29 protein-coding genes and 1 tRNA gene are annotated in these 19,187 nt (G+C 52.3%); 19 read left to right on the plus strand and 11 right to left on the minus strand.

Going from position 1 to position 19,187, the window contains the following annotated elements; genetic code table 11:
- Window positions 1-15: 15 nt before the first annotated feature.
- From queC to DWW03_RS01225, 9 genes are read left to right on the plus strand one after another with little or no spacing between them, the layout of a single operon-like run.
- Complete coding sequence (gene queC, locus DWW03_RS01185) at window positions 16-672, plus strand: 7-cyano-7-deazaguanine synthase QueC (RefSeq protein WP_118406130.1); 657 nt, start codon at window positions 16-18, stop codon at window positions 670-672.
- Window positions 659-1,318, plus strand: a complete 660-nt coding sequence (locus DWW03_RS01190) for a queuosine precursor transporter (RefSeq protein WP_118406131.1) — start codon at window positions 659-661, stop codon at window positions 1,316-1,318. Before queC ends, DWW03_RS01190 begins: the two co-directional genes overlap by 14 nt.
- Window positions 1,319-1,320: 2 nt before the next feature.
- Window positions 1,321-1,680 carry a 6-pyruvoyl trahydropterin synthase family protein gene (locus tag DWW03_RS01195; RefSeq protein ID WP_040293230.1) on the plus strand — a complete coding sequence of 120 codons (360 nt, stop codon included), beginning with the start codon at window positions 1,321-1,323 and terminating at the stop codon, window positions 1,678-1,680.
- Window positions 1,677-2,261: a 7-carboxy-7-deazaguanine synthase QueE gene (locus DWW03_RS01200; protein ID WP_004328711.1), complete on the plus strand. Its 585-nt coding sequence runs from the start codon at window positions 1,677-1,679 to the stop codon at window positions 2,259-2,261. Before DWW03_RS01195 ends, DWW03_RS01200 begins: the two co-directional genes overlap by 4 nt.
- The gene (gene folE / locus DWW03_RS01205; RefSeq protein ID WP_118406132.1) at window positions 2,216-2,806 is read left to right on the plus strand and encodes a GTP cyclohydrolase I; all 591 of its coding nucleotides are present in this window, start codon (window positions 2,216-2,218) and stop codon (window positions 2,804-2,806) included. The genes DWW03_RS01200 and folE overlap by 46 nt, the downstream gene beginning before the upstream one ends.
- The gene (locus DWW03_RS01210; RefSeq protein WP_118406133.1) at window positions 2,799-3,311 is read left to right on the plus strand and encodes a hypothetical protein; all 513 of its coding nucleotides are present in this window, start codon (window positions 2,799-2,801) and stop codon (window positions 3,309-3,311) included. Before folE ends, DWW03_RS01210 begins: the two co-directional genes overlap by 8 nt.
- Window positions 3,311-4,792, plus strand: coding sequence for a phage terminase large subunit (gene terL / locus DWW03_RS01215; RefSeq protein WP_118406134.1), 1,482 nt, complete (start codon window positions 3,311-3,313; stop codon window positions 4,790-4,792). The genes DWW03_RS01210 and terL overlap by 1 nt, the downstream gene beginning before the upstream one ends.
- 17 nt (window positions 4,793-4,809) lie before the next feature.
- Complete coding sequence (locus DWW03_RS01220; protein WP_118406135.1) at window positions 4,810-6,336, plus strand: phage portal protein; 1,527 nt, start codon at window positions 4,810-4,812, stop codon at window positions 6,334-6,336.
- 7 nt (window positions 6,337-6,343) lie between these two features.
- Entirely contained in the window at window positions 6,344-8,920 is a 2,577-nt protein-coding gene (locus tag DWW03_RS01225) for an ADP-ribosyltransferase (protein ID WP_118406136.1), read from the plus strand.
- Between the two features lie 25 nt (window positions 8,921-8,945).
- Here the strand turns inward: DWW03_RS01225 and DWW03_RS01230 are convergent, their stop codons facing one another.
- The 11 genes from DWW03_RS01230 to DWW03_RS01280 form a co-directional block, all read right to left on the minus strand.
- Window positions 8,946-9,284: a hypothetical protein gene (locus tag DWW03_RS01230; protein WP_118406137.1), complete on the minus strand. Its 339-nt coding sequence runs from the start codon at window positions 9,282-9,284 to the stop codon at window positions 8,946-8,948.
- Window positions 9,284-10,060 (minus strand): ADP-ribosylglycohydrolase family protein, encoded by a 777-nt coding sequence (locus DWW03_RS01235; protein ID WP_118406138.1) that lies wholly within the window; start codon window positions 10,058-10,060, stop codon window positions 9,284-9,286. Before DWW03_RS01235 ends, DWW03_RS01230 begins: the two co-directional genes overlap by 1 nt.
- Window position 10,061: 1 nt before the next feature.
- A complete protein-coding gene (locus tag DWW03_RS01240; RefSeq protein WP_118406139.1) occupies window positions 10,062-10,280 on the minus strand; it encodes a hypothetical protein in 219 nt (72 codons plus the stop codon).
- Entirely contained in the window at window positions 10,273-10,521 is a 249-nt protein-coding gene (locus DWW03_RS01245) for a hypothetical protein (RefSeq protein ID WP_040293474.1), read from the minus strand. Before DWW03_RS01245 ends, DWW03_RS01240 begins: the two co-directional genes overlap by 8 nt.
- Before the next feature lie 600 nt (window positions 10,522-11,121).
- On the minus strand, window positions 11,122-12,018 hold the full coding sequence (locus tag DWW03_RS01255) for a hypothetical protein (protein WP_004328695.1): 897 nt from the start codon (window positions 12,016-12,018) through the stop codon (window positions 11,122-11,124).
- An 18-nt stretch (window positions 12,019-12,036) separates the two neighbouring features.
- Entirely contained in the window at window positions 12,037-12,519 is a 483-nt protein-coding gene (locus DWW03_RS01260) for a hypothetical protein (RefSeq protein WP_118406141.1), read from the minus strand.
- A gap of 17 nt (window positions 12,520-12,536) precedes the next feature.
- Complete coding sequence (locus DWW03_RS16505; RefSeq protein WP_181989590.1) at window positions 12,537-12,713, minus strand: hypothetical protein; 177 nt, start codon at window positions 12,711-12,713, stop codon at window positions 12,537-12,539.
- 4 nt (window positions 12,714-12,717) lie between these two features.
- Window positions 12,718-12,927 (minus strand): DUF3873 family protein, encoded by a 210-nt coding sequence (locus DWW03_RS01265; protein WP_118406142.1) that lies wholly within the window; start codon window positions 12,925-12,927, stop codon window positions 12,718-12,720.
- A 28-nt stretch (window positions 12,928-12,955) separates the two neighbouring features.
- Window positions 12,956-13,174, minus strand: a complete 219-nt coding sequence (locus DWW03_RS01270; protein ID WP_004328691.1) for a hypothetical protein — start codon at window positions 13,172-13,174, stop codon at window positions 12,956-12,958.
- Between the two features lie 8 nt (window positions 13,175-13,182).
- Window positions 13,183-13,401, minus strand: a complete 219-nt coding sequence (locus DWW03_RS01275) for a hypothetical protein (RefSeq protein WP_118406143.1) — start codon at window positions 13,399-13,401, stop codon at window positions 13,183-13,185.
- A gap of 2 nt (window positions 13,402-13,403) precedes the next feature.
- Window positions 13,404-13,772 (minus strand): hypothetical protein, encoded by a 369-nt coding sequence (locus tag DWW03_RS01280; RefSeq protein WP_004328689.1) that lies wholly within the window; start codon window positions 13,770-13,772, stop codon window positions 13,404-13,406.
- A gap of 251 nt (window positions 13,773-14,023) precedes the next feature.
- Between DWW03_RS01280 and DWW03_RS01285 the strand changes: the two genes are divergently transcribed.
- The 10 genes from DWW03_RS01285 (at window position 14,024) to DWW03_RS01330 (ending at window position 19,170) form a co-directional block, all read left to right on the plus strand.
- Entirely contained in the window at window positions 14,024-14,614 is a 591-nt protein-coding gene (locus DWW03_RS01285; protein ID WP_118406144.1) for a hypothetical protein, read from the plus strand.
- A 39-nt stretch (window positions 14,615-14,653) separates the two neighbouring features.
- Window positions 14,654-15,292 (plus strand): hypothetical protein, encoded by a 639-nt coding sequence (locus DWW03_RS01290; protein ID WP_118406145.1) that lies wholly within the window; start codon window positions 14,654-14,656, stop codon window positions 15,290-15,292.
- 41 nt (window positions 15,293-15,333) lie between these two features.
- Complete coding sequence (locus tag DWW03_RS01295; protein ID WP_259301964.1) at window positions 15,334-16,404, plus strand: major capsid protein E; 1,071 nt, start codon at window positions 15,334-15,336, stop codon at window positions 16,402-16,404.
- Window positions 16,405-16,406: 2 nt separating this feature from the next.
- Window positions 16,407-16,742, plus strand: coding sequence for a hypothetical protein (locus DWW03_RS01300; protein ID WP_118406147.1), 336 nt, complete (start codon window positions 16,407-16,409; stop codon window positions 16,740-16,742).
- A 1-nt stretch (window position 16,743) separates the two neighbouring features.
- A complete protein-coding gene (locus DWW03_RS01305) occupies window positions 16,744-17,055 on the plus strand; it encodes a hypothetical protein (RefSeq protein ID WP_118406148.1) in 312 nt (103 codons plus the stop codon).
- A 1-nt stretch (window position 17,056) separates the two neighbouring features.
- The gene (locus DWW03_RS01310) at window positions 17,057-17,545 is read left to right on the plus strand and encodes a hypothetical protein (RefSeq protein WP_118406149.1); all 489 of its coding nucleotides are present in this window, start codon (window positions 17,057-17,059) and stop codon (window positions 17,543-17,545) included.
- A gap of 4 nt (window positions 17,546-17,549) precedes the next feature.
- A complete protein-coding gene (locus tag DWW03_RS01315; protein WP_004328682.1) occupies window positions 17,550-17,957 on the plus strand; it encodes a hypothetical protein in 408 nt (135 codons plus the stop codon).
- Between the two features lie 4 nt (window positions 17,958-17,961).
- Window positions 17,962-18,489 carry a hypothetical protein gene (locus tag DWW03_RS01320; RefSeq protein WP_004328681.1) on the plus strand — a complete coding sequence of 176 codons (528 nt, stop codon included), beginning with the start codon at window positions 17,962-17,964 and terminating at the stop codon, window positions 18,487-18,489.
- 61 nt (window positions 18,490-18,550) lie between these two features.
- Window positions 18,551-18,635: transfer RNA gene (locus tag DWW03_RS01325), tRNA-Ser, on the plus strand.
- A gap of 16 nt (window positions 18,636-18,651) precedes the next feature.
- On the plus strand, window positions 18,652-19,170 hold the full coding sequence (locus DWW03_RS01330; RefSeq protein WP_040293228.1) for a hypothetical protein: 519 nt from the start codon (window positions 18,652-18,654) through the stop codon (window positions 19,168-19,170).
- Window positions 19,171-19,187 lie beyond the last annotated feature (17 nt).

Raw genomic sequence — 19,187 nt, forward strand, 5'->3', positions numbered from 1 at the left:
AAAAGCAACAAGGATATGAAAGATTCTGTCATCATCGTATCGGGAGGCATGGATAGCATCACCCTCCTGCATGAAAAGGTCGAGGAAATCGCATTGGCCGTAACGTTCGACTATGGGAGCAACCACAATAAGCGCGAGGCCGAGTGCGCCGCGCGGCATTGCCAGCAGCTCGGCATCGAACACATCATCATCCCGCTTGCATTCATCGGTCAGTATTTCAAATCCTCGCTTTTGGAGGGCGCGGACGCCGTGCCGGAGGGACACTATGAGGCCGAAAACATGAAATCGACCGTCGTGCCGTTCCGCAATGGCATCATGCTCTCCGTTGCCTGTGGTCTCGCCGAAAGCCGGAAGTTGAGCAAGGTACTCATCGCCAATCACGGTGGCGACCATGCCATCTATCCCGACTGTCGCTCGGAGTTCATTCGGACGATGGCGGCGGCAATGCGATTCGGAACCTATGAGCATGTCGGCATATCCGCCCCCTATACCGGTATCAGCAAATCCGACATCGCCCGCATCGGCAAACGGCTCGGTCTCGACTACTCCACGACCTACTCCTGTTACAAGGGCGGCGAAAAGCATTGCGGCAAGTGCGGGACATGCGTCGAGCGCAAGGAAGCCCTCCGAGATGCCGGAATCGAAGATACGACGGAGTATGAAACGGAATGACGCCAATCTCATCACGCTGAATGTCGTGTTTGTCGTGTGCCTGATCGTGGCGAACGTCGTTACGAGCAAGGTACTCGATACCGGCATCCATATCGGCGGGGTTCCCGTCCTTATTCCGGGCGCGGCTCTGACCTATGCCATGACTTTCCTCTGTACGGATGTCATCGGGGAGATTTGGGGCAAAAAAGAGGCGAACAAGGCCGTTATCAGGGGCTTTATAGCCCAACTTGTCGCCCTCGCCCTGATTATCCTGACGATGTATCTGCCAGCCTACGACGAGGAGATGCAACGGGCCTATCGGATGCTGCTCGGTCAGACGCCGATATTCGTATTCGGATCGCTGGTCGCCTATCTATGCTCCCAAAGTTGGGACGTATGGATATTCCACAAGATACGAGGACGGTTCTGCGGCAATCCCAAACGGCGGTGGATATGGAACAACGCATCGACCCTGACCTCGCAGATCATCGACACGGCGATTTACATCTCAATCGCATTCGGCATCGGTCTCGGATGGTTCATGCAGGAGGGCGGCATGATGCTCGTCCTCGGCATGGTCATCGGGCAATACCTGCTCAAAGCGGGGTTGGCTCTATGCGACACGCCGTTTTTCTACCTCTTAACTCGCAAATATCAAGAAGTATAGCAATGTATTACGTTTCAAAAAGAATGGAGATCGCGGGAAGCCATCGGCTGACCCTCTCCTACAAAAGCCAATGCCAGCAGTTACACGGCCATAATTGGGTCGTAACGGTGTTCTGCAAGGCAAAAAAACTGAATGCCGACGGAATGGTCTGCGATTTCAAGCGGATCAAGGACAAGATTCACGGCTACCTCGATCACGGTAACTTCAACAAGCTGCTGCCGTTCAATCCGACGGCCGAGAACATTGCCCGATGGATCGTCGAGCAGATTCCCGAATGCTACAAGGCGACGGTGCAGGAAAGCGAGGGCAACGTCGCAATCTATGTCTCGGACACCAGCAAAGACGAGGAGGGCGCACTATGAGAGTAAACGAAATTTTCTACTCGATTCAAGGCGAGGGCCGCTATACCGGCACTCCGGCGATCTTTATTCGCCTTGCTGGATGCAATCTCCGATGCGATTTCTGCGATACGGAGCATCAGCCCTACCAAGACCTCACCGAAGAGGAGATCATGCGGCAAATCGCCGATTTTCCGACCTCGCACGTCGTGATTACAGGAGGAGAACCGATGTTGCAGATCACGCAATCGCTGATCCATCGACTACGCAACGGAGCGGGCAAGTTCGTACAGGTGGAAACCAACGGCACGATCCCGATCAAATGCTATCTCCCCGTCGATTGGATCACCTGCTCGCCGAAATTCGACTTTTGCCCTCATGCCGAGCTTCGGCTCCAACGCATCGACGAGCTGAAAGTCGTATATCAAGGTCAGGATATGACGGCATACGACGGCATCGAGGCCAAAGAGTACTACTTGCAGCCCTGCGATTTCAAGGACGAGGCACGGAACGCGGAAAACCTCGCGGCAACTATCAACTACATCAAATCACACCCGAAATGGAAGCTATCACTCCAAACGCAGAAGATATTATCGGTGCGCTGAAAACGCTCATCCGCGCCATCGGGGAAGACCCCGACCGCGAGGGCCTGATCGGTACTCCCGACCGCATTATGCGGATGTGGAAAGAGATATTCCGAGGCTACGATCCGAAGCAGAAGCCGAAGATCACCACATTCGCCAATGAGGAGGGCATGTCGGATATTGTATTCGACTGCGGCGACTACTATTCGATGTGCGAGCATCATATCCTGCCGTTCTTCGGCCGGTATTACTTCGCCTACATTCCCAGCCCGAAAGGACGCATCCTCGGCATCAGCAAAGTCGCCCGCGTGGTCGGCTATTGCGCCGCCCGCTTGCAGTTGCAGGAGCGGCTGGCGCGGGACATCGTGCAGATGCTTTCCGAGGCCCTGAACAACGAGGCTCTCGGCTTCGCTATCGTGATGAAAGGGCAACACCTGTGCAAGACGATGCGAGGAGTGCGGAATGACGGCAAGATGTCCGTAGCGCATTTTACGGGCGTCTTCAACCTAAACTCCGACCTACGCAAGGAATTTTACAAACTCATAGACCTGAACAGCAATGGCTAAATACAATGCGGCCAAAATCGAGGAGTGCGAGGCATGGGTAGCCGCTCATGGCCTGATCGACTACGGCGGGGCGAAACTGAAAGAGTTTGTCCGCGAGATGGGGATCGACGAAAAGACCTACCGCCTGTGGATGAAAGGCAAGCCGCAGTTCAAAGAGGCCATCGAGCGGGCAAAGGAGGTTTTCAAGCAGAACCTCACCCATGATCTCGCCATCTCGCTATCCAAAGCCGCCAAAGGGTATGAGCATGAGGAAACCGAGCAGGAGTTCCGCGTCGGAGCGGACGGACAGCCGACCCCGTTCAAGATGAAGAGGAAGAAAATCCATGTGCAGCCGAATATCGGGGCCGCTATTTTCCTCCTGACGAACCTTGACCCCGAACACTATCAGAACAGGCAGCGCAACGATGTAACGCTCAAAAAGGACGACGAAAAACCGATGACACTCGATGAGATCAATGCAGAAATCGCACGACTTGAAAAGTTTGAGGATAAGGCGGATAAATAATGAGATCATCTACAATCGAGGTACGCGAACAGTTGATGAGGTTGAAGCGCGAGAAATTGAAACTCGAAGCTCCGACCTCCTTTTCGCGTTTCCTCGGTTATAGTAATCCGAAATACGAGTTAGAGTGGTTCCATAAGCTCATCGCGGATCATTGCCAAATGCTGTTGGAGGGCAAGATCAAAAACCTGATGGTTTTCATGCCCCCGCAGCACGGAAAGTCGGAAATCATCTCCCGCAATTTCCCCGCATGGGCACTCGGACAAAACCCCGACCTGAAAATCGTCGGATGCTCCTACTCCTCCGACCTCGCGCAGCAGTTTTCGCGCTCGATTCAGCGAACGATAGACAGCAAGGAGTATCAGGCGATATTCCCCGAAACCTATCTCAACGGCTCGAATATCCGCACGGATTCGCGGGGTTATTTGAGGAATGTCGATCTCTTCGAGATGGTAGGACATCGAGGATTTTACAAGGCGGTCGGCGTAGGAGGTTCTTTGACAGGTACACCCGTCGATATTGCGATCATCGACGACCCGGTGAAAGATGCGAACGAGGCAAATTCCATCACTTACCGACAGAGGGTGTGGGATTGGTATAACACCGTCCTTTCGACCCGTCTGCACAACAATTCGCGGCAGCTCTTCATCATGACGCGATGGCATGAGGACGACCTCGCCGGACGCATCCTCAAAGCCGAGCCGCAGGAGTGGACGGTACTCGCCATCCCCGCGATCTGCGAACAGGAGTACGACGGAGGATTGAGCGAACGGCATATCGGCGACGCACTATGGCCGTCGCGCCACTCCATCGACAAGTTGCAGAAGCAGAAAGCCCGCGCCCCGCGTGAGTTCAATGCCCTGTATCAGCAGCACCCGACCATCGAGGGCGGCAATATCGTGAAAAGGGATTGGTTCCGCACGATTCCGCTTGCCGAGTTCCGGTCGCTGCGCTTCAACGAGCCGATACACTTCTACCTCGATACGGCCTATAACAAGAAGAAAAAGGGCCAAGACAACGACCCCAGCGGCGTACTGGCGGCCTGCCGGATCAGGAATTACATCTATCTGATCGACGCGCAGAAAGTGTATAAAGAGATGCCCGACCTGTTGCGGTTCCTGCCTCAATACATCGCAGCGCATGACGGCAACTCCGAGAGCAAACTTCATGTCGAGCCGAAAGCCAACGGCGAGAGCGTGGTGCAGATGCTTCAAGAAATCTCGACCCTCAATGTCAAGCGGACGCCCACGCCGACCGATGATAAGGAGGTGCGATTGCGGGCCGTTTCGCCGCGCGTGGAGTGCGGGCGGGTGTTCATCGTCGAGGGATCATGGAACGACGATTTTCTCGATGAAGTATGCGGATTTCCGAGCCAGCCGCACGACGAGTTCGTCGATATTCTCGGATATGCGATAAACGACCTGTACGATGAGGACGACGATATAGACTACGACGTATTGAGTAAGTCGAGTTTAGGTATGTAAACCAATAATTTAAGGATATGATGCTATTTGATTTGTTTCGCAACTATCTCAATGCTCTTGTAGGACGAAATCAGGAGTTTGAGAAACTATTGGCCGCCAAAGACATTTCGGCGGTCAAGGAGCGCATGGGCAACCGTATGGATATGGCGATTGCCGCGCTCAAAGAGTATGAAGTAACCTCCCATGAAATCATGAAGCGGGAGGACAAGATCATCACCGACAAAAAGGGGAATTTCATCCGGTTCGAGCCGGTATGGAAGCTGCCGATCCCCTATCAGGTTTACATCAATGAAATCGCCCTCGTATTCCTCTATGGTCGTCCGGTGAAATGGACGCAGCAATCCACAGGGACAGATCGGGCGTTCCAAAAATTTCAGGATGTCATCGAGCACACTCACTTCAACAGCAAACTCCGCCAATGCAAGCGTATCGCCGGATCAGAGACCGAAAGTGCGATGCTTTTCCGCGTTTTCCGCGATGCGAACGACGCGCCGGACGTTCAGATTCGAGTGCTCGCCAAGAGCAAGGGAGATGAGATTTACACGCGCTGGGATCAATACGAGAATCTGATTTCCGTAGCATGGGGCTACTATGTACGGGAACAGGAAAACAGCCTCGTCTATCACTTCGACATCTACACCCCGAACATCATCTACCGCTGCACGCGGAAGAGCATCGGATGGGAGGTCGTCGAGGAGACGAATTTCATAGGCAAGATTCCGATCATCCTCTTCCAGCAGGACAAAGAGTGGAAAGGCGTCGAGCCGCTTATCCATCGTGAGGAATTGATCGGATCGCGCTCTGCCGATACAAACGACTATTTCGCCGATCCTATCGCTATCATGGCCGCCGACCTCATCAAGAACCTGCCGGAGAAGAAAGAGGCGGCGAAACTGCTCGTAACGAACGATTCCGAGGGCGTGGACAAGGCGGCGAAGTACCTGACATGGGATAGTGCGCCGGAAAGCAAGAAGCAGGAAATCGAATGGTTGCAGAATCATATCCTTTCCAAGTCGTTCACCCCGAATATCTCACTCGATACGCTGAAATCGTTGAGCAATCTGTCGGGAAAGGCCCTGCGGACGGTGATGTTGCTTGCCGACATCAAGGCGGCCAAGCACAAGGAAACCCACGACGAGCTATTATCGCGCACCTCTTCGCTCATTACGTCGATCATCAGCAACGTCCTCGACGTAAGTCTGAAATCTGAATGCGACAATCTGAAAATCGGGCATGAGTTCCAAGAACCGTTCGGGGACGACATCGCGGAAGCCCTCGAAAATATCATCAAGAGCCTCGACGGCGGTATCATGGCAACCGAAACCGGCGTAGAACTGAACCCTCTCGTCAAGGATAAGAAGCTCGAAATGGAGCGTCTGAAAGCCGAAGAGGAGGAACGGGCGCAGAAGCAGCAACAGATATTCGGCGACATCGAGGGTGCAGGCCCGCAATCCGCATCGGATGGCGACGACGCCCCCGACGATAATGAAAACGGAGATGAAGATGATCCGAAGAAAAAGCAGCAACAGAAGCAGAAGAAGTAGGTAGCAAATGGCAAAAAAGGCATATTCTCCCGACCCGAAAGCGGAAACCATCAAGCGCATCCAGCGCACGGAGGCTTACGCCGAGAAAGTGAGGCAGCTATTCGCCGCAACGGTGAATGAAATCCTCGCTCTCAATAAATCCGTACCGACGCTGGACGAGGGGGTCATGTACTCTTTCGACGGGGATAATATGCGAATCCAAAAGAAAGTCGAGGCATTGCTCCGGCAACTGCATTCGACGACTACGACAGCTATCAAAAAGGGGATCACGCTCGAATGGGAAAAGGCCAACGACGCATGCGATAAACTCATTTCCTCATGTTTTGGGAAAGAGGTATTATCCAGTCCGGAGTTCAGCGCATGGAACAACCGCAATATGGCGGCGATGAATGCTTTCACCAACAGAACGGAGAACGGCCTCAATCTCTCAAAACGGATATGGCAGTCGGTTCAGCAGCTCCGCGATGAAATGGAGATCGCCATGACCGTCGCCATCGGCGAGGGAGATTCGGCGCAATCCATATCCCGCAAAGTCCGGCAATACCTGAACGACCCCGACCTGATGTTCCGCCGTTTCCGCTTCAAGAAAGGCGAAGACGAGCAGGGCAAGCCTATCTACGGGCGGAAGTGGAAAAAGCGCATCAAGGACGAGAAAACGGGCAAATACCGATGGATCGACTACGACCGTAGCGACTACAAAACCGGATCGGGCGTTTACAAATCCTCGGCCAAGAATGCCATGCGCGTTGCGAGGTCAGAGACAAACATCGCCTACCGCCGCGCCGACAATGAGCGGTGGCAGCAGATGGATTTCGTCCTCGGTCAGCGCATCCAGCTATCGAAGAATCACCCGAAGAAAGACATCTGCGACAAGCTGGCAGGCGACTACCCAAAGGATTTCGTATTCGACGGCTGGCATGTGCAATGCTTCTGCTTTGCAACGCCTATCCTGATCGACGAGGACGAGATGGCGAAAGTTACGGAGGCATTTCTCAAAGGCGAGAAATACACCCCGCGAGGCAAGCAGATCTCCGAATATCCGGCTAATTTCAAGGATTGGGTACGGGATAACAAGGAGAATATCCTTGCATCCCGCGATAGAGGCACGGAACCCTACTTCATTCGCAATAACTCGGCGGCTATCGACCAGATACTCGACCCGAAGCCGAAAGAGCTTACAATCGCGGAAAAGGCGGCATTACGCCATGAGGCCCGAACGCCAGAACAGGAGGCGGCGATCCGTAATGCGTGGGCCGAACGTCAGAAGAAGCACCAGCAAATCAAGACGGCGGCGAATAACATCGCCAAAGTCGCCGGGGATTATGGCGAGGTCGATTACTCCGCCCTGCAAAAGTATATCGACGCGGGCGATCTGTCGGCCATGCAGACCGAGACCAAGAAAGTGGCGCAAGCCATCCTCGCCGCCAAGAAAGCGGAGCAGGCTCTCGCCGACATCATCCCCAATGCTCACTCATGGCATAAGCAGTTCACGATGGATCAACTGCATGGGGTGTATAATGCCGTCAAATCGAAGATCGAGAGCTGGTCGGGCCTATCCCTCGAACAGCAGGCGAAAAAGCTGCATTTCGAGGCTTTCGACTTCCTCGGCGGCAACATGAAAGGCGTTCAGGAAAAGTACCCGACATGGAAAGTATCGCAGGAGGCATACATCAAGGAGCTTAACGCCGTCAATTATAAGATTTCGCTCAAACAAGCGATGGCAGATGTCGCGCTTGTCGAGCAATGGGCCGAAGCGCATCCGAAGAGCCTCAATGTCGCAAAGCTCCTTGCCGATGCAAAGCATGCCATCGCCAACGACGAGGATATTGCTGTTATCAAGCAAAAGGTTTCACTCGCAGTCGCCGAGAAGCAAAAACGCGAGATGGAGCAGGCACGGCGCGACGCGAAAAAGGTCATCAAGTCTCTCACCTTGCCAAATATCAGCAAGGCGGAGATAAATCGACTTCTCGACCAATATGAATCCGAGACATTCGATGATGCAGATGCCCGATTGCGCTCCATGACCGGAAGCATATGGAAGAGCCTGACGAAAGAGGAGCGGATCATCCTGACAAAGTACACGCAGACTTACAGCTATCTGAATGAGCCGCTGCGAGGACAGACCTATTACGGGGCACGAGGCAACGATGAGTTTGAACACGACCTGCCTATCCTAACGAGGGCACTTGAAAAGTTCTCCATGCCTCAAAATACCGTCGTCAGACGCGGCGTCGGCAGCTTCGAGATCAACGAACTCGGCTATGGCCTCGGAGATCTGAAAGTTGGGGATATATTCGTTGATAAAGGGTTCCTCTCGACGGCAATCCATAGGTCAGGAGGATTCAGCGATTCATACAATTTGGTGATCGTGGTTCCCAAAGGAGCAAAAGGCGTTTATGCCGAACCGTTTTCTCATTATACCGACTATAACAAATTCGAGTATGACGGCGAAATATGGGACGGAGAATCGGTCGAATCGGTAAGATCGGAAAAGGAGTGGATCGGACAGCGAGGCAGCCAATTCCGAGTTCTCAAAAGGCAAGGCAGAACGATCTATCTGCAAATGATCGGACAGCTCAAATAAACAAAGGGAGCGCGATTGCGCTCCCTTACTTGTAGTATCGCTTGTAGAATTTCTTGAACGGCTCGACACAATCCATCATCGACGACATATTGCCCTGTGCATAGCGATTAAACAGCAGGGATTTCAAGGTAATCGGCACTCCGTCCGCATTCTCGAACTCTGCCAATCCGACCGCAGTATATTCGTCGAGATTTCGACTTTCAGAGGCATTCACATCGCCTCTTGCAATGACCGCCATAGTGTCGTGAACCCATGTCCGCTCGTAAAGCCAAAGCATCATTTTGTTTTGATCTTTCCCCTCGTATGGGTTCTCCCGCTCGCCCTTATAATAGCGGCAGTATTGCAGTAAATCGGATTCTTTCATCAGTACGTTGCATAAAATTTCTTAATAACATTCCGCATATCTTCCGGCAGGTAGCTCATCGCGGCCTCTATGGTCGTAAGATTGACACCGAAACGGGCCTTTGCGAGCGATCCGACGATAGCTCCGAACGTATCGCTATCACCGCCGTAGAGAATGGCCTTGCGGATTGCGTCCTCGAATGAATCGCTCTCTTTGATGATATGAAAGGCCAGCGGAACGCACCCCTGACACGTTTCGTCGAACTTACCCCTCGGAATGAGGTGATGCTCCCAGTCCGCACCGTAGAACATCCCAACCATTTCGAGGGCCTGATTGAGGGCCAAAACATCGCAGAAAGGATCGCAACTCCGCATCAGGTAAATCGCCCGTGCAACCACCATCGCCCCGATGATTCCGTCGGGATGGTCATGCGTGATCTTCGCCGTTTCCATCGCCTGCCGAATCACCTCCTGCTCCGTATCGAACGCATAGGCGACAGGGCTGACCCGCATCGCCGCGCCATTACCGAAACTGTTATACGGCTGGGGATCGGGAGAATTGAGCCACAAGGCGAAAGACGCCCCGTATGCACCCATCGGATTAGGGTATTTCCTGCACCAGCGCAGGATGCTCGTCCGATAGTCCTCTCCGCGCAGTATCGCATCGGCTACCGCCACCGTGCAAATCGTGTCGTCGGTAAAGCTGCACTCCGGGGAAAACAGCGCGAAATTTCCATCCCGCGTATTGTTGAACTCGAATCGAGAGCCTACTATGTCACCAATTATCGCACCTATCATATCAAAAATTTTTAGAATCTATCACTTCGTCTATATCCAGCACCCCGTCGGCATTTTCTTTCATCGTATGCAGGTAGATATAGCCATTTCGGTAAAATGAAACCTTTGCCAGCTTTTCACGATACATAGCCTCCGCTTTCGCTCTATCGACGAAATACAGATGCGTAACGAGATCGTATGAATCCGCAACATAGGTCAGCCGATATACCATGCTATCCATCGCACTCCGATTTTAATGACCGTCCTCTCGTCTTGCGCTGGATTTGCCCGATGCGGATGAGGACTTTCTTGTTCTCGTATTCGCTTCTGCCCCTCGTCGCATTCGTGAGGGACTTGTATGTGATGCCGACCGCCCCGATAGGAACGGTATCGTAGATCGCTTTCAGGGAACCGAAGTAGAAGTCGGTTTCGCCGTTGTACGGCTCCTTGAACTGCAAATGCACTATCTTCTTTGCTTCCATAATCCAATACTTGTGCAAATTTACCGCTTTTCCGGCGTTCTGCCACGCTTTCGCGCAAGAATCGATCAATCTACCGACCCGACCGCAGATATTCGAAAATTGGCGGCATTTTCATTTTTCTTTTTTCGCGGAACTTTTTTCTTTTTCAAAGGATGAATTTACGAGGGTCTTGCCCGATGGTTGATCCTATAATTTTGCATCGAAAAAACTTCCCCTCTATCTTTTTAATATATCTATATATTCTTATCTTCTGTGCAGGGATCGTTGCACCCGTCGTTGCAGGGGTCGTTGCTGTACCCATTGCACCCCGTCGATATATAAGACCGATATTCAGGACAATACCCGCATCAAACATCGTTGCACCCTATTTGTGGATAAAATACTCTATCGCCGAATGCACGAGGATAAAATGCGTGGCGGTCTGCCTGCATTGATCCGCCCACGGATTGTATAGGTTCAAAGCCAACGCACGATACAACTCCGGAATTTCGCTTTTGACGCGCGATACCAGCATCCTATAACTGACCCTCCTTGCACCTTTCATAAGGGCCTCCCATTTTGAAGACGGGAGACCCTCGCACGTTGCATCGAGATACATGGCTAAATTCCGAATTGCTCCGACAAGAACCCGACCATCGCCCTGTTCTGCGGCAAAAGGGCCGGAATATCCATCGTATCGGCTTTATACAACTCCGTTGCGCCGTTGTATAAATCCCATACCGTGACCTTGCCGTTCTGATAGTAGCGATACATCATATCCTCGGTAAGCCGCGAGATTTGCGACTGATTGAGCGGATAGGTGCGGTTCTCCCTGATTTCTGCGATATGAGTATCGCATTTAACGCGGAGGGCGGTCAGCATCCCGATCAACGTAAACATCTGCTGCGCGTCGATAGGGATTTGCTTCATCCGCTCGATCTTCTCCCGCTCGGTAACGACGATTCGGCGGGCATCGACGATCCATGACTTCACGATGTCGAGGATTTCGGGAATCGTTACGCCATTGCCCCGTCCCTGTCCTTTCTCCGAATAGGTCGAGATATATTGATCCGCGCAGAGCATACATTGGTTGTGGCAGATCATCACCATATTGCCGAATCCGACCTGTATTCCTTTCTGATGAAATGCGACGGCAAGATTGGTCGTATGATCTGCATCATCGAAATTCGTGATGCGAATGTTGGCGAATACCCGACGGAGGATATGCGCTTCGACGGCCCGCTCTCCGTATTGGGCCTCTACCTGCGGCAAGAGGACGACACCCGGAGTATTGCGGTCTTTATTCTGCGCTGCAAAGAGGTCGTAAACCTCGACATCATAATTCTGCGCGTTGCACATGCCGATAATCTGATTCAGCAAATCATAGTGGTAAATGCCCCGTAGCGGCTTGCCGTAGATGTCGTTCTCCTTGTGGGTTCGCGCCAGTTGATCGAGGGAGAGGGTCTGCACCTTTGCTTTCTCGAAGTCGAAAAATTTGTTGTTCAATGTCGTTTCCATAATGCGTTGAATTTTAATTTATAATCGTTCAATCGTTTTTGCCACCTCTTCGCCCCAATACCCAACGATAAGGTCATAGGCTTCTTTATCACCATCCCATGCGATCATGCACTCGTGGTTATTGTATTCGTAGAAATAAACCTCCTGCGGATCGCATTCTTTCGGGATAGCCGCCCGGCTATCATCGTAGAACTTGAAGAATGCCGCAAGTCCGTCCTTTGTACCGAAAGCTCCCGTGTCCTTATCTTGGCATATTTTATCGCCGTCTTTGATGTGTCCGAGTTCTACCAAACGCTTGTATCCCTCGGCGAACTGTTCTCGGCTAAAAGCGAAGAAAACCCCACATTTATCCGCGTCGGGATGCTCATTCTTGATCGCCTTGTAGCGGTCGATAGTTTGAGCGTTCAGCATTACAACACCCCCGTCGTAATTACCCCAATCCCGATAGTATCGGAGTTCGCCCCGCGTGGTCTTGACCGTCTTAATATCTTTCTCTTCCATATCTGTTGCGTTGATTATTATTCGTCGATTCTGTCCTCCATGAGCGTAAAGCAGGATTTCGGAGGACGCCGTTTGAATTTCTCCCATGCTTTGCGTCGCGCTTCGGCCGCCGTCTTGGCTTTGACCGTATAGGACTGCGACCACGTCATAGAAACCTCAACCTCGTAGGTCTTTATAGCCTTTTTCGTTGCCATGATCCTACTGCTTTTGAGAGAGCCATAAATCCCGCTTTGCACGGCAGTTATCGAGGGATTCCCCGACACAGGAGAATAGTTCGCCGCTCTCCGTGCGGTAGTCGTATTGCCATCTTTTGACCGTTTTCCGGCCGATTTTGACCGTGAAACTCGTGTAGTTCTCTCGTCCCGGCTGGCAGACGGAGCATCCGTTTACATTGATTGAATTTGCCATTGTTGCGTTGAATTTTTAAGGTTTGCGATTATTGCTCGGCCTCGAAATCATCGACGATCTCGAATGCGTCGGTTTTGAGGGCCGTGTCCGGTTCCCCGTCGAACTCGTTGTTGTTCTTCGTGCAGAGCCTCATATTCTGATGCGAATAGTCCAAACTTATATCCACGACATACGTCCCTTTCTGCGTTTGGAATACCTCCCGATCCCATGAATCGAATCCTACATGCTTAATTTTGATCTTTTCCATACTTACGATTATTTGAGATTATTTTTCAACCAAACCCTATCAACCTCCCACAAGGGCAGGCCCTTGATGATTTTCCGGCGGATCAGCTCTTTCATGCCGATCAAATCGGCCGCTTTGATATGGAGGGTAATGTCGCCGAATTTCTGCGCTCTTTCGAGGAGGAAGTCCGCCATTTGGGACTTCCATTCATGCAGGCTTTCCGCCTTGGCCTGTCTTGCTTTATCCATGATTATGCGTTGATTAGGTTCATTATCTGTTCGAGCTTTCTTTCGAGAGCGTATCGCTTTTCGCACTCTTCCGCATATTTCTTGTAAAACTCATCGTGCTTGGCCTTTTCCGCGTAATACTTATCCTGATAGGACGTTGCGAGTTCTACCTGCCGATCATAGCTCTCTTTTTGCACTCTGATCTTTTTCTTCAATTCGGCGATTTCGATCACCATTGACCGGGAAAGATCGAGATGCCCTTTCTTGGTGGCGAATGGTTTGCAGAACTCGTCCTTGTCCTTATCCGAGGACATATACACCCCGTTCCATACCTCAAAAATTCCGTCCGATACATTCAAGCCAACTCTTTCGGTAAACTCTTCTCGTGTCATAGCCTATTATAAATTTTGGTCGTTATTTATTACTTATTAAGTATCTGTTTGATGATGCAAATATATAGCCAACTATTATAGTAAGCAACTTTTTTCGCAGAAAAAGTGCGCTCAAAATCAGTCAAAAACGTGTATTTACGGATAACTATATCATAACCACACAGATAATTTTTGTTGAAATTTTAGATACCTAATAGATATTTTTCATTACCTTTGTCCGTAACGATACGTTTTAACAATTTTTTTCGACTATGAAAAAGAAATTTCGCAAGCTCTTATCCGAAAAATGCAAGGATATGGGACTGACTGACAAGGCACTCGACGACCTCGTAGAGATCGGGGCGGAGGGTCTTGCCGACGATGCCTCGGACGAAGACATCGCCGCGAAAGTGGATTCGCTCGTGCCCTATGCAAAGGCAATGCAGGGGGAGATCACGAGGAAGACGCAACGTCCGAAACCGCAATCAAAGAAACCGCAATCCAACGACGAGGGCGAAGATGAGGGCGGAAACGATGATGAGGCCCCCGAATGGTTCAAGCCTTTCCAAAAGAAGTTGACCGATCTCGAAACCGAGAACGCCGCTCTCAAAGCGGAAAAGGCAAAAACTACGCGACAGGCCGAAATCTCGGCAAAGGCTAAAAAGCTCGGAATTCCCGACTACCTGATGAAGCGAGTCTCATTCGCAGAAGATGCAGACCTCGATAAGGAGTTGGCGGATTACAAGCAGGAGTTAGTCACCAACAACCTCATGCCCAAGGAGCAGGCGCATGAAACGGGAAGTAGCAAGGAGGCAATGGAAGCCGACGCCAAGGCTTGGGCCGAAAGTCTTCCCAACAAGTAAACAGCTCCGAATCATTCACCCCTTAAATTGATTGCAACAATGGCTATTGATTTCAAGAAAACGCAGCTATCGGGCCACACGCCCGAAATTTGGCGCGGCGAGTGCAAGATTCTGCCGGGCGGCTTCAAGCCGGTGCAGAACTTCCCCGTCGGAACGGTGTTGCATCGGGGAACTCCTATCTATGTCGATTTCGAGGCGATGAGTGCCGCCGTTTGCAAGACCGCCAAGGTTCTCAAAGGAGGCACGACCACCGCGCCCCGCGTCGTCAAAGGGCATTACTTCGTCGCAGGCGACGTAGTAATGAAACTCGGAGTAACCGACAAATCCCCGATCATCAAATCCATCGACACGGCCAATGCCGAGTACGATGTCATCACGTTCGCATCCGCCATCGCAGGGCTGGCCGAGGGCGACATCCTCGTAGAGGCAACCGAATATGCCGAAACAGGCGGCGGTTCGGGTTCCGACCCCATCCCTGCCGCGCCTCGCTATACGCCCAACATGGTTGTCGGAGCGGCCAAGGAGTTCACCGGAAAGGGCCTCCCGACGATTGATGCCGCATACGAGGCGGTAGTCCTCTATCCGAGCCTGAACTTCCCTTTGCTGGAAGACTGGCTCATCAATCCCGGCAAGGTATGCCTCAAAGCAAACCCGAACATTCTGTTCATTAAACAGTAACGATCATGCCAGAAATTCTTTATAGCTCAATCTTTGGCGCATTGACGCAGCATGTACAGGCTCGCTTCGATGCCGCCTCGAAACTGCACAAGCAGCTTTTCGACAACGTAATCTTCGAGCGTTTCCTCGACTGGGACACCCCGACTATCGGCCTCGACTTCGAGGAGATCATCGGTCAGTACAACATCACGGTAGCCGCCCCGACCATCGGCGACCAGTCGAAAGAGGCTATCCTCGGTACGGAGGGGTTGGAAACTGTGAAAGAGCGCATCCTCAATCATGCCGTAACGCTGCCGATGACGATTCAGGACTATCGTAAGGTTCTGCAAATCCTCGACAGCAAGTCGCTCCCCGACAAGGCAAAGACGGAGCAGCTCATCAAACTGATGTGGGGAAGCTCGACGACGGTCGTAAGCTCCGTCCTCGCAAAGCTCGACATCCTGTTCCTGCGCCCGCTCTCGAACGAGGGTATCGTCGAACTCGACGACAACATCAACCCCGAAGGTGGCGTGCGCGGCACGATCAACTTCAACCAGCCCTCCGAAAACATCGCGTCGTCCCGCATCGAGTGGAAAGACACCAACATCGACACGGTGGACTGCTTCGAGGATATTCAGGGGATCATCGACGCCGCACAGGACAAAACCGTATTCGGCAAAATCCTCTGCGCTCCGTCGCGCATCTCCTACATGTGCCGCAGCAAGAAGATCAAGCAGATGATCTGGGGAACCGACAAATCTGCGAAGATCGTGCAACTGAAAGACCTGAACGCCTATATGCAGGAGAACAGCTACCCTGTTTTCGAGCCTATCCGCCGTCAGGTTCGCATTCAGAAAGGCAAACTCCGCGTCCCCTATACGCCGTGGAATGAGAAGAACATGGTCTTCATTCCCGACGGCAAGCTCGGCATCGTCAAAAACGCATGGGCGAACAACGAGCTGAAACAGGAGGCCGGAGTAGCGTACTCCAACTACGGGCGTATCCGCGTCTCGCAATGGGGCGTGGGCGAAACGCAGGGCAGCAACGGCGTTGAGTTCACCAAGGCCGAATCGCTCTCGTTGCCCGTGATTACGGAAATGAACGGCATCTACACCCTCAAAACGCAGTCGTAGCCGTGGATAACCTTACCGCAACGAGGAGTTTGTGCAATGCGATAGCAAACACATTCTATCCTGATAACGCGACCATCGAATTTGCGCTTTTCAACGAGGGCATCGACGCAAAGGCCGAGGCGACCCCGAAAGACCCTATGATCTTTCGGGTTGCCGCCCGCCTTGTCATCGGATATGTCGAAAACAGCCGCTCCGAAAACGGCGTATCGACCTCCGTAATGAGCGAAGAAGCCCTCAAACAGAGCCTTTCGATTTGGTGCGGACATTATGGCCTCGATGCGGATGAGGTTCTTTCCGACTATATGCGCGTGATCGAGGACGGCACGCATCTATGGTGATATGAGGTACAACGGCACATTACGCTACGAGATACTCACCGAGGGAGGTATCGACGAATGGGGCGAACCGATAGAGGCCCGTTCCGATTGGAGCGATCCTTTGCCCTGTTCGATCAAGACCAACAGCGATAACCGCAAAGGGCGTTACGAAGACGGCGAATTTCGGCAGGCTTCGTTTACGATCCTCGTTGAGTGCATCCCTTTCCCCTACAATCGAGTGAAACTCGAAAGGATGGGCGAAAATCTCGGAGAATACCGCGTGATGAATGCGGAACCTCTCACCACCGTAGGCAGAACTCAAATCGTAGTGTGATATGGCGAAAGTCGTTACTACTCACGGCAAATACAAGGGCGTCATCGTCAGCAAAACGGACATGCGCAAGCTGAAAGCCGGATTGCAGGCCAAGATGAAAGACATCGTCGCCTTGCTCGTGAAGCAACTCTCTTTCATCGGGGAGGAGTGCATACGAATCGCCCGCGAGAGTGGCAGCTACAACGATATTACCGGCAATTTGAGGTCATCAATAGGCTATGTGGTGCTTGTGGACGGGAAGCCCGTCGTGACGGGAGCCTCGAAGCAATACAGCGGCAAGGATGGCAACGGCGAAGCCGGCCCGCCCGCCGCCGAAGCATTGCTCCAAAGTCTGCAAGCGAAATTTCCGTGGGGCGTGGTTCTGATCGTCTGCGCAGGCATGAAATACGCCGCGTATGTCGAAGCAGTCCACCACAAGGACGTTCTCACCTCCGCCGAGTTGAAAGCCGAATCGCTTGCCAAGAAATTACTCAACGGTCTAATCGAATAGCGAGATGATAAAAACGGAGATGCAGATTGAGCGGGATTTCTATTCTTTCGTCAAGAATAGCGACCTCGGAAAGGCCATCAAAGGAAAGGTTTACCGACCCGAAATGCGCCCTGCCAATGCCACGACGGAGGATTTGATCGTCAAGTTCCTCGCAGGACTTGATGAACAGGTACAAACGGGCGTGGTGATCTTCAATCTCTATGTCCCCGATATACCTCATGCCGACGGCCGGATGGTTCCCGACAAGAACCGCATCGGCAAGTTGGAGGAGCTGCTTCTCGCATTCGTAGAAACCGCAGGTGGTACGGAATACTGGCTCGAAACCGATACGACACCGACGACGATGCGCAACGAGGAAATAGAGCAGCATTTCATATACGCAAGAATCAAGTTTAACCGCATAACAGAATAGGATTATGGCAAAGAAAATCATCATGTCGTGGTCGAAGTGCAAAATCGAAGTCGGCAAGACCGGCGACGACGAGGCGATGGCCGCCACTCTGACCGATGTAGGGACGATCAACGACAAATCGACGACGCTTGCCACCGAGGACGGCGAAACGCTGACCGCAACGGCAACGGGCGGGATCGTGGTTGCCGAAGAGGAGGGCGAGCCGGTCGTTACCCTGACGACCCGCGTCAAGGAGATGGACTTCGACAAGGAAAAGATGTTCAACGGGGCAGAGGTCTCGGAGGACGGCGACGAGCTGACCGTCAAGACCAACGTCGTATCGGACGACTTTTCCGTGAAGCTCACGCCCAAGAATATCGGTGCTATCGGCATCAAGATTCGTCGGTCGCATGTTTCGTTCCGACCGGGCAGCTCCGAGGAGGAAGGATCGTATGTCGATCTCACGTTCAAGGTGCTCGCCTGCTCCGACGGGGAGCTTTACAAGAAGTTCCGCGTCAAGGCCGCAGACTGGGCCGCGCAAGCAGGGGCATAACATCGCAAGATGCTGACAAGCGGAAAGACGCCCTTTGCGGTTGGAGGAGAAACCGCAATCCGGAGGGTTGGCAGAGTGGCTGAATGCACCTCACCGCTAACGAGGCAAGCCGTCAGGCTTCGGAGGTTCGAATCCTCCACCCTCCGCAATTTTATTCAGAATATGGAACAGACTACTATCGAAAGCCGCGTCGCATCGGCCATACTCGAAAGAAATGTAGGGAATATCGAGATTGAGGGTGTCACCTACGAAATAGCGCCGCCGTCTATCGCAACGCTCATCGTCGTTTCGGAGTTCATCGCCTCCCTCCCGATTGTGGAGAAAGTGGAGAAAACCGAGATCGTAAATTCCGTACTGCATCATGCGCGGTTTTTCCGGCCTCTCGGCGACATCGCGGCGACGCTTATCCTCGGAGCGAAGAGCCTCACCGAGGAGCGCGTCGTCGTGCAGGAGAAACGCTATTTGTTCGGTCTCATCAAGCGCAAGAGCAAGAAGAAAATCAAGATCGACAAACGGGCGGAACTCGCCAAAGCCATTTTAGAGAACGTCCGTCCGACGGTTCTGTTCAACGTCGTCGTACAACGGCTTCAAGACATGGAGATCAGCAGTTTTTTCGCCATTACCACTTCCCTGTCAGAGGCGAATATCCTCAAACCGACAAAGGAAGTGGTAAAAGGCTGAACGACAGCATTTGGGCT

The sequence above is a fragment of the Alistipes sp. AF14-19 genome (genome assembly GCF_003461645.1).
In the GTDB taxonomy this organism is placed as follows: Bacteria; Bacteroidota; Bacteroidia; order Bacteroidales; family Rikenellaceae; genus Alistipes; species Alistipes shahii.

Excerpts from the sequence above, each read along its gene's own strand:
- queC (WP_118406130.1), top strand. The coding sequence starts at position 16 with ATGAAAGATTCTGTCATCATCGTATCGGGAGGCATGGATAGCATCACC.
- DWW03_RS01190 (WP_118406131.1), top strand. The coding sequence starts at position 659 with ATGAAACGGAATGACGCCAATCTCATCACGCTGAATGTCGTGTTTGTC.
- DWW03_RS01195 (WP_040293230.1), top strand. The coding sequence starts at position 1,321 with ATGTATTACGTTTCAAAAAGAATGGAGATCGCGGGAAGCCATCGGCTG.
- DWW03_RS01200 (WP_004328711.1), top strand. The coding sequence starts at position 1,677 with ATGAGAGTAAACGAAATTTTCTACTCGATTCAAGGCGAGGGCCGCTAT.
- folE (WP_118406132.1), top strand. The coding sequence starts at position 2,216 with ATGGAAGCTATCACTCCAAACGCAGAAGATATTATCGGTGCGCTGAAA.
- DWW03_RS01210 (WP_118406133.1), top strand. The coding sequence starts at position 2,799 with ATGGCTAAATACAATGCGGCCAAAATCGAGGAGTGCGAGGCATGGGTA.
- terL (WP_118406134.1), top strand. The coding sequence starts at position 3,311 with ATGAGATCATCTACAATCGAGGTACGCGAACAGTTGATGAGGTTGAAG.
- DWW03_RS01220 (WP_118406135.1), top strand. The coding sequence starts at position 4,810 with ATGATGCTATTTGATTTGTTTCGCAACTATCTCAATGCTCTTGTAGGA.
- DWW03_RS01225 (WP_118406136.1), top strand. The coding sequence starts at position 6,344 with ATGGCAAAAAAGGCATATTCTCCCGACCCGAAAGCGGAAACCATCAAG.
- DWW03_RS01230 (WP_118406137.1), bottom strand. The coding sequence starts at position 9,284 with ATGAAAGAATCCGATTTACTGCAATACTGCCGCTATTATAAGGGCGAG.
- DWW03_RS01235 (WP_118406138.1), bottom strand. The coding sequence starts at position 10,060 with ATGATAGGTGCGATAATTGGTGACATAGTAGGCTCTCGATTCGAGTTC.
- DWW03_RS01240 (WP_118406139.1), bottom strand. The coding sequence starts at position 10,280 with ATGGATAGCATGGTATATCGGCTGACCTATGTTGCGGATTCATACGAT.
- DWW03_RS01245 (WP_040293474.1), bottom strand. The coding sequence starts at position 10,521 with ATGGAAGCAAAGAAGATAGTGCATTTGCAGTTCAAGGAGCCGTACAAC.
- DWW03_RS01255 (WP_004328695.1), bottom strand. The coding sequence starts at position 12,018 with ATGGAAACGACATTGAACAACAAATTTTTCGACTTCGAGAAAGCAAAG.
- DWW03_RS01260 (WP_118406141.1), bottom strand. The coding sequence starts at position 12,519 with ATGGAAGAGAAAGATATTAAGACGGTCAAGACCACGCGGGGCGAACTC.
- DWW03_RS16505 (WP_181989590.1), bottom strand. The coding sequence starts at position 12,713 with ATGGCAACGAAAAAGGCTATAAAGACCTACGAGGTTGAGGTTTCTATG.
- DWW03_RS01265 (WP_118406142.1), bottom strand. The coding sequence starts at position 12,927 with ATGGCAAATTCAATCAATGTAAACGGATGCTCCGTCTGCCAGCCGGGA.
- DWW03_RS01270 (WP_004328691.1), bottom strand. The coding sequence starts at position 13,174 with ATGGAAAAGATCAAAATTAAGCATGTAGGATTCGATTCATGGGATCGG.
- DWW03_RS01275 (WP_118406143.1), bottom strand. The coding sequence starts at position 13,401 with ATGGATAAAGCAAGACAGGCCAAGGCGGAAAGCCTGCATGAATGGAAG.
- DWW03_RS01280 (WP_004328689.1), bottom strand. The coding sequence starts at position 13,772 with ATGACACGAGAAGAGTTTACCGAAAGAGTTGGCTTGAATGTATCGGAC.
- DWW03_RS01285 (WP_118406144.1), top strand. The coding sequence starts at position 14,024 with ATGAAAAAGAAATTTCGCAAGCTCTTATCCGAAAAATGCAAGGATATG.
- DWW03_RS01290 (WP_118406145.1), top strand. The coding sequence starts at position 14,654 with ATGGCTATTGATTTCAAGAAAACGCAGCTATCGGGCCACACGCCCGAA.
- DWW03_RS01305 (WP_118406148.1), top strand. The coding sequence starts at position 16,744 with ATGAGGTACAACGGCACATTACGCTACGAGATACTCACCGAGGGAGGT.
- DWW03_RS01310 (WP_118406149.1), top strand. The coding sequence starts at position 17,057 with ATGGCGAAAGTCGTTACTACTCACGGCAAATACAAGGGCGTCATCGTC.
- DWW03_RS01315 (WP_004328682.1), top strand. The coding sequence starts at position 17,550 with ATGATAAAAACGGAGATGCAGATTGAGCGGGATTTCTATTCTTTCGTC.
- DWW03_RS01320 (WP_004328681.1), top strand. The coding sequence starts at position 17,962 with ATGGCAAAGAAAATCATCATGTCGTGGTCGAAGTGCAAAATCGAAGTC.
- DWW03_RS01330 (WP_040293228.1), top strand. The coding sequence starts at position 18,652 with ATGGAACAGACTACTATCGAAAGCCGCGTCGCATCGGCCATACTCGAA.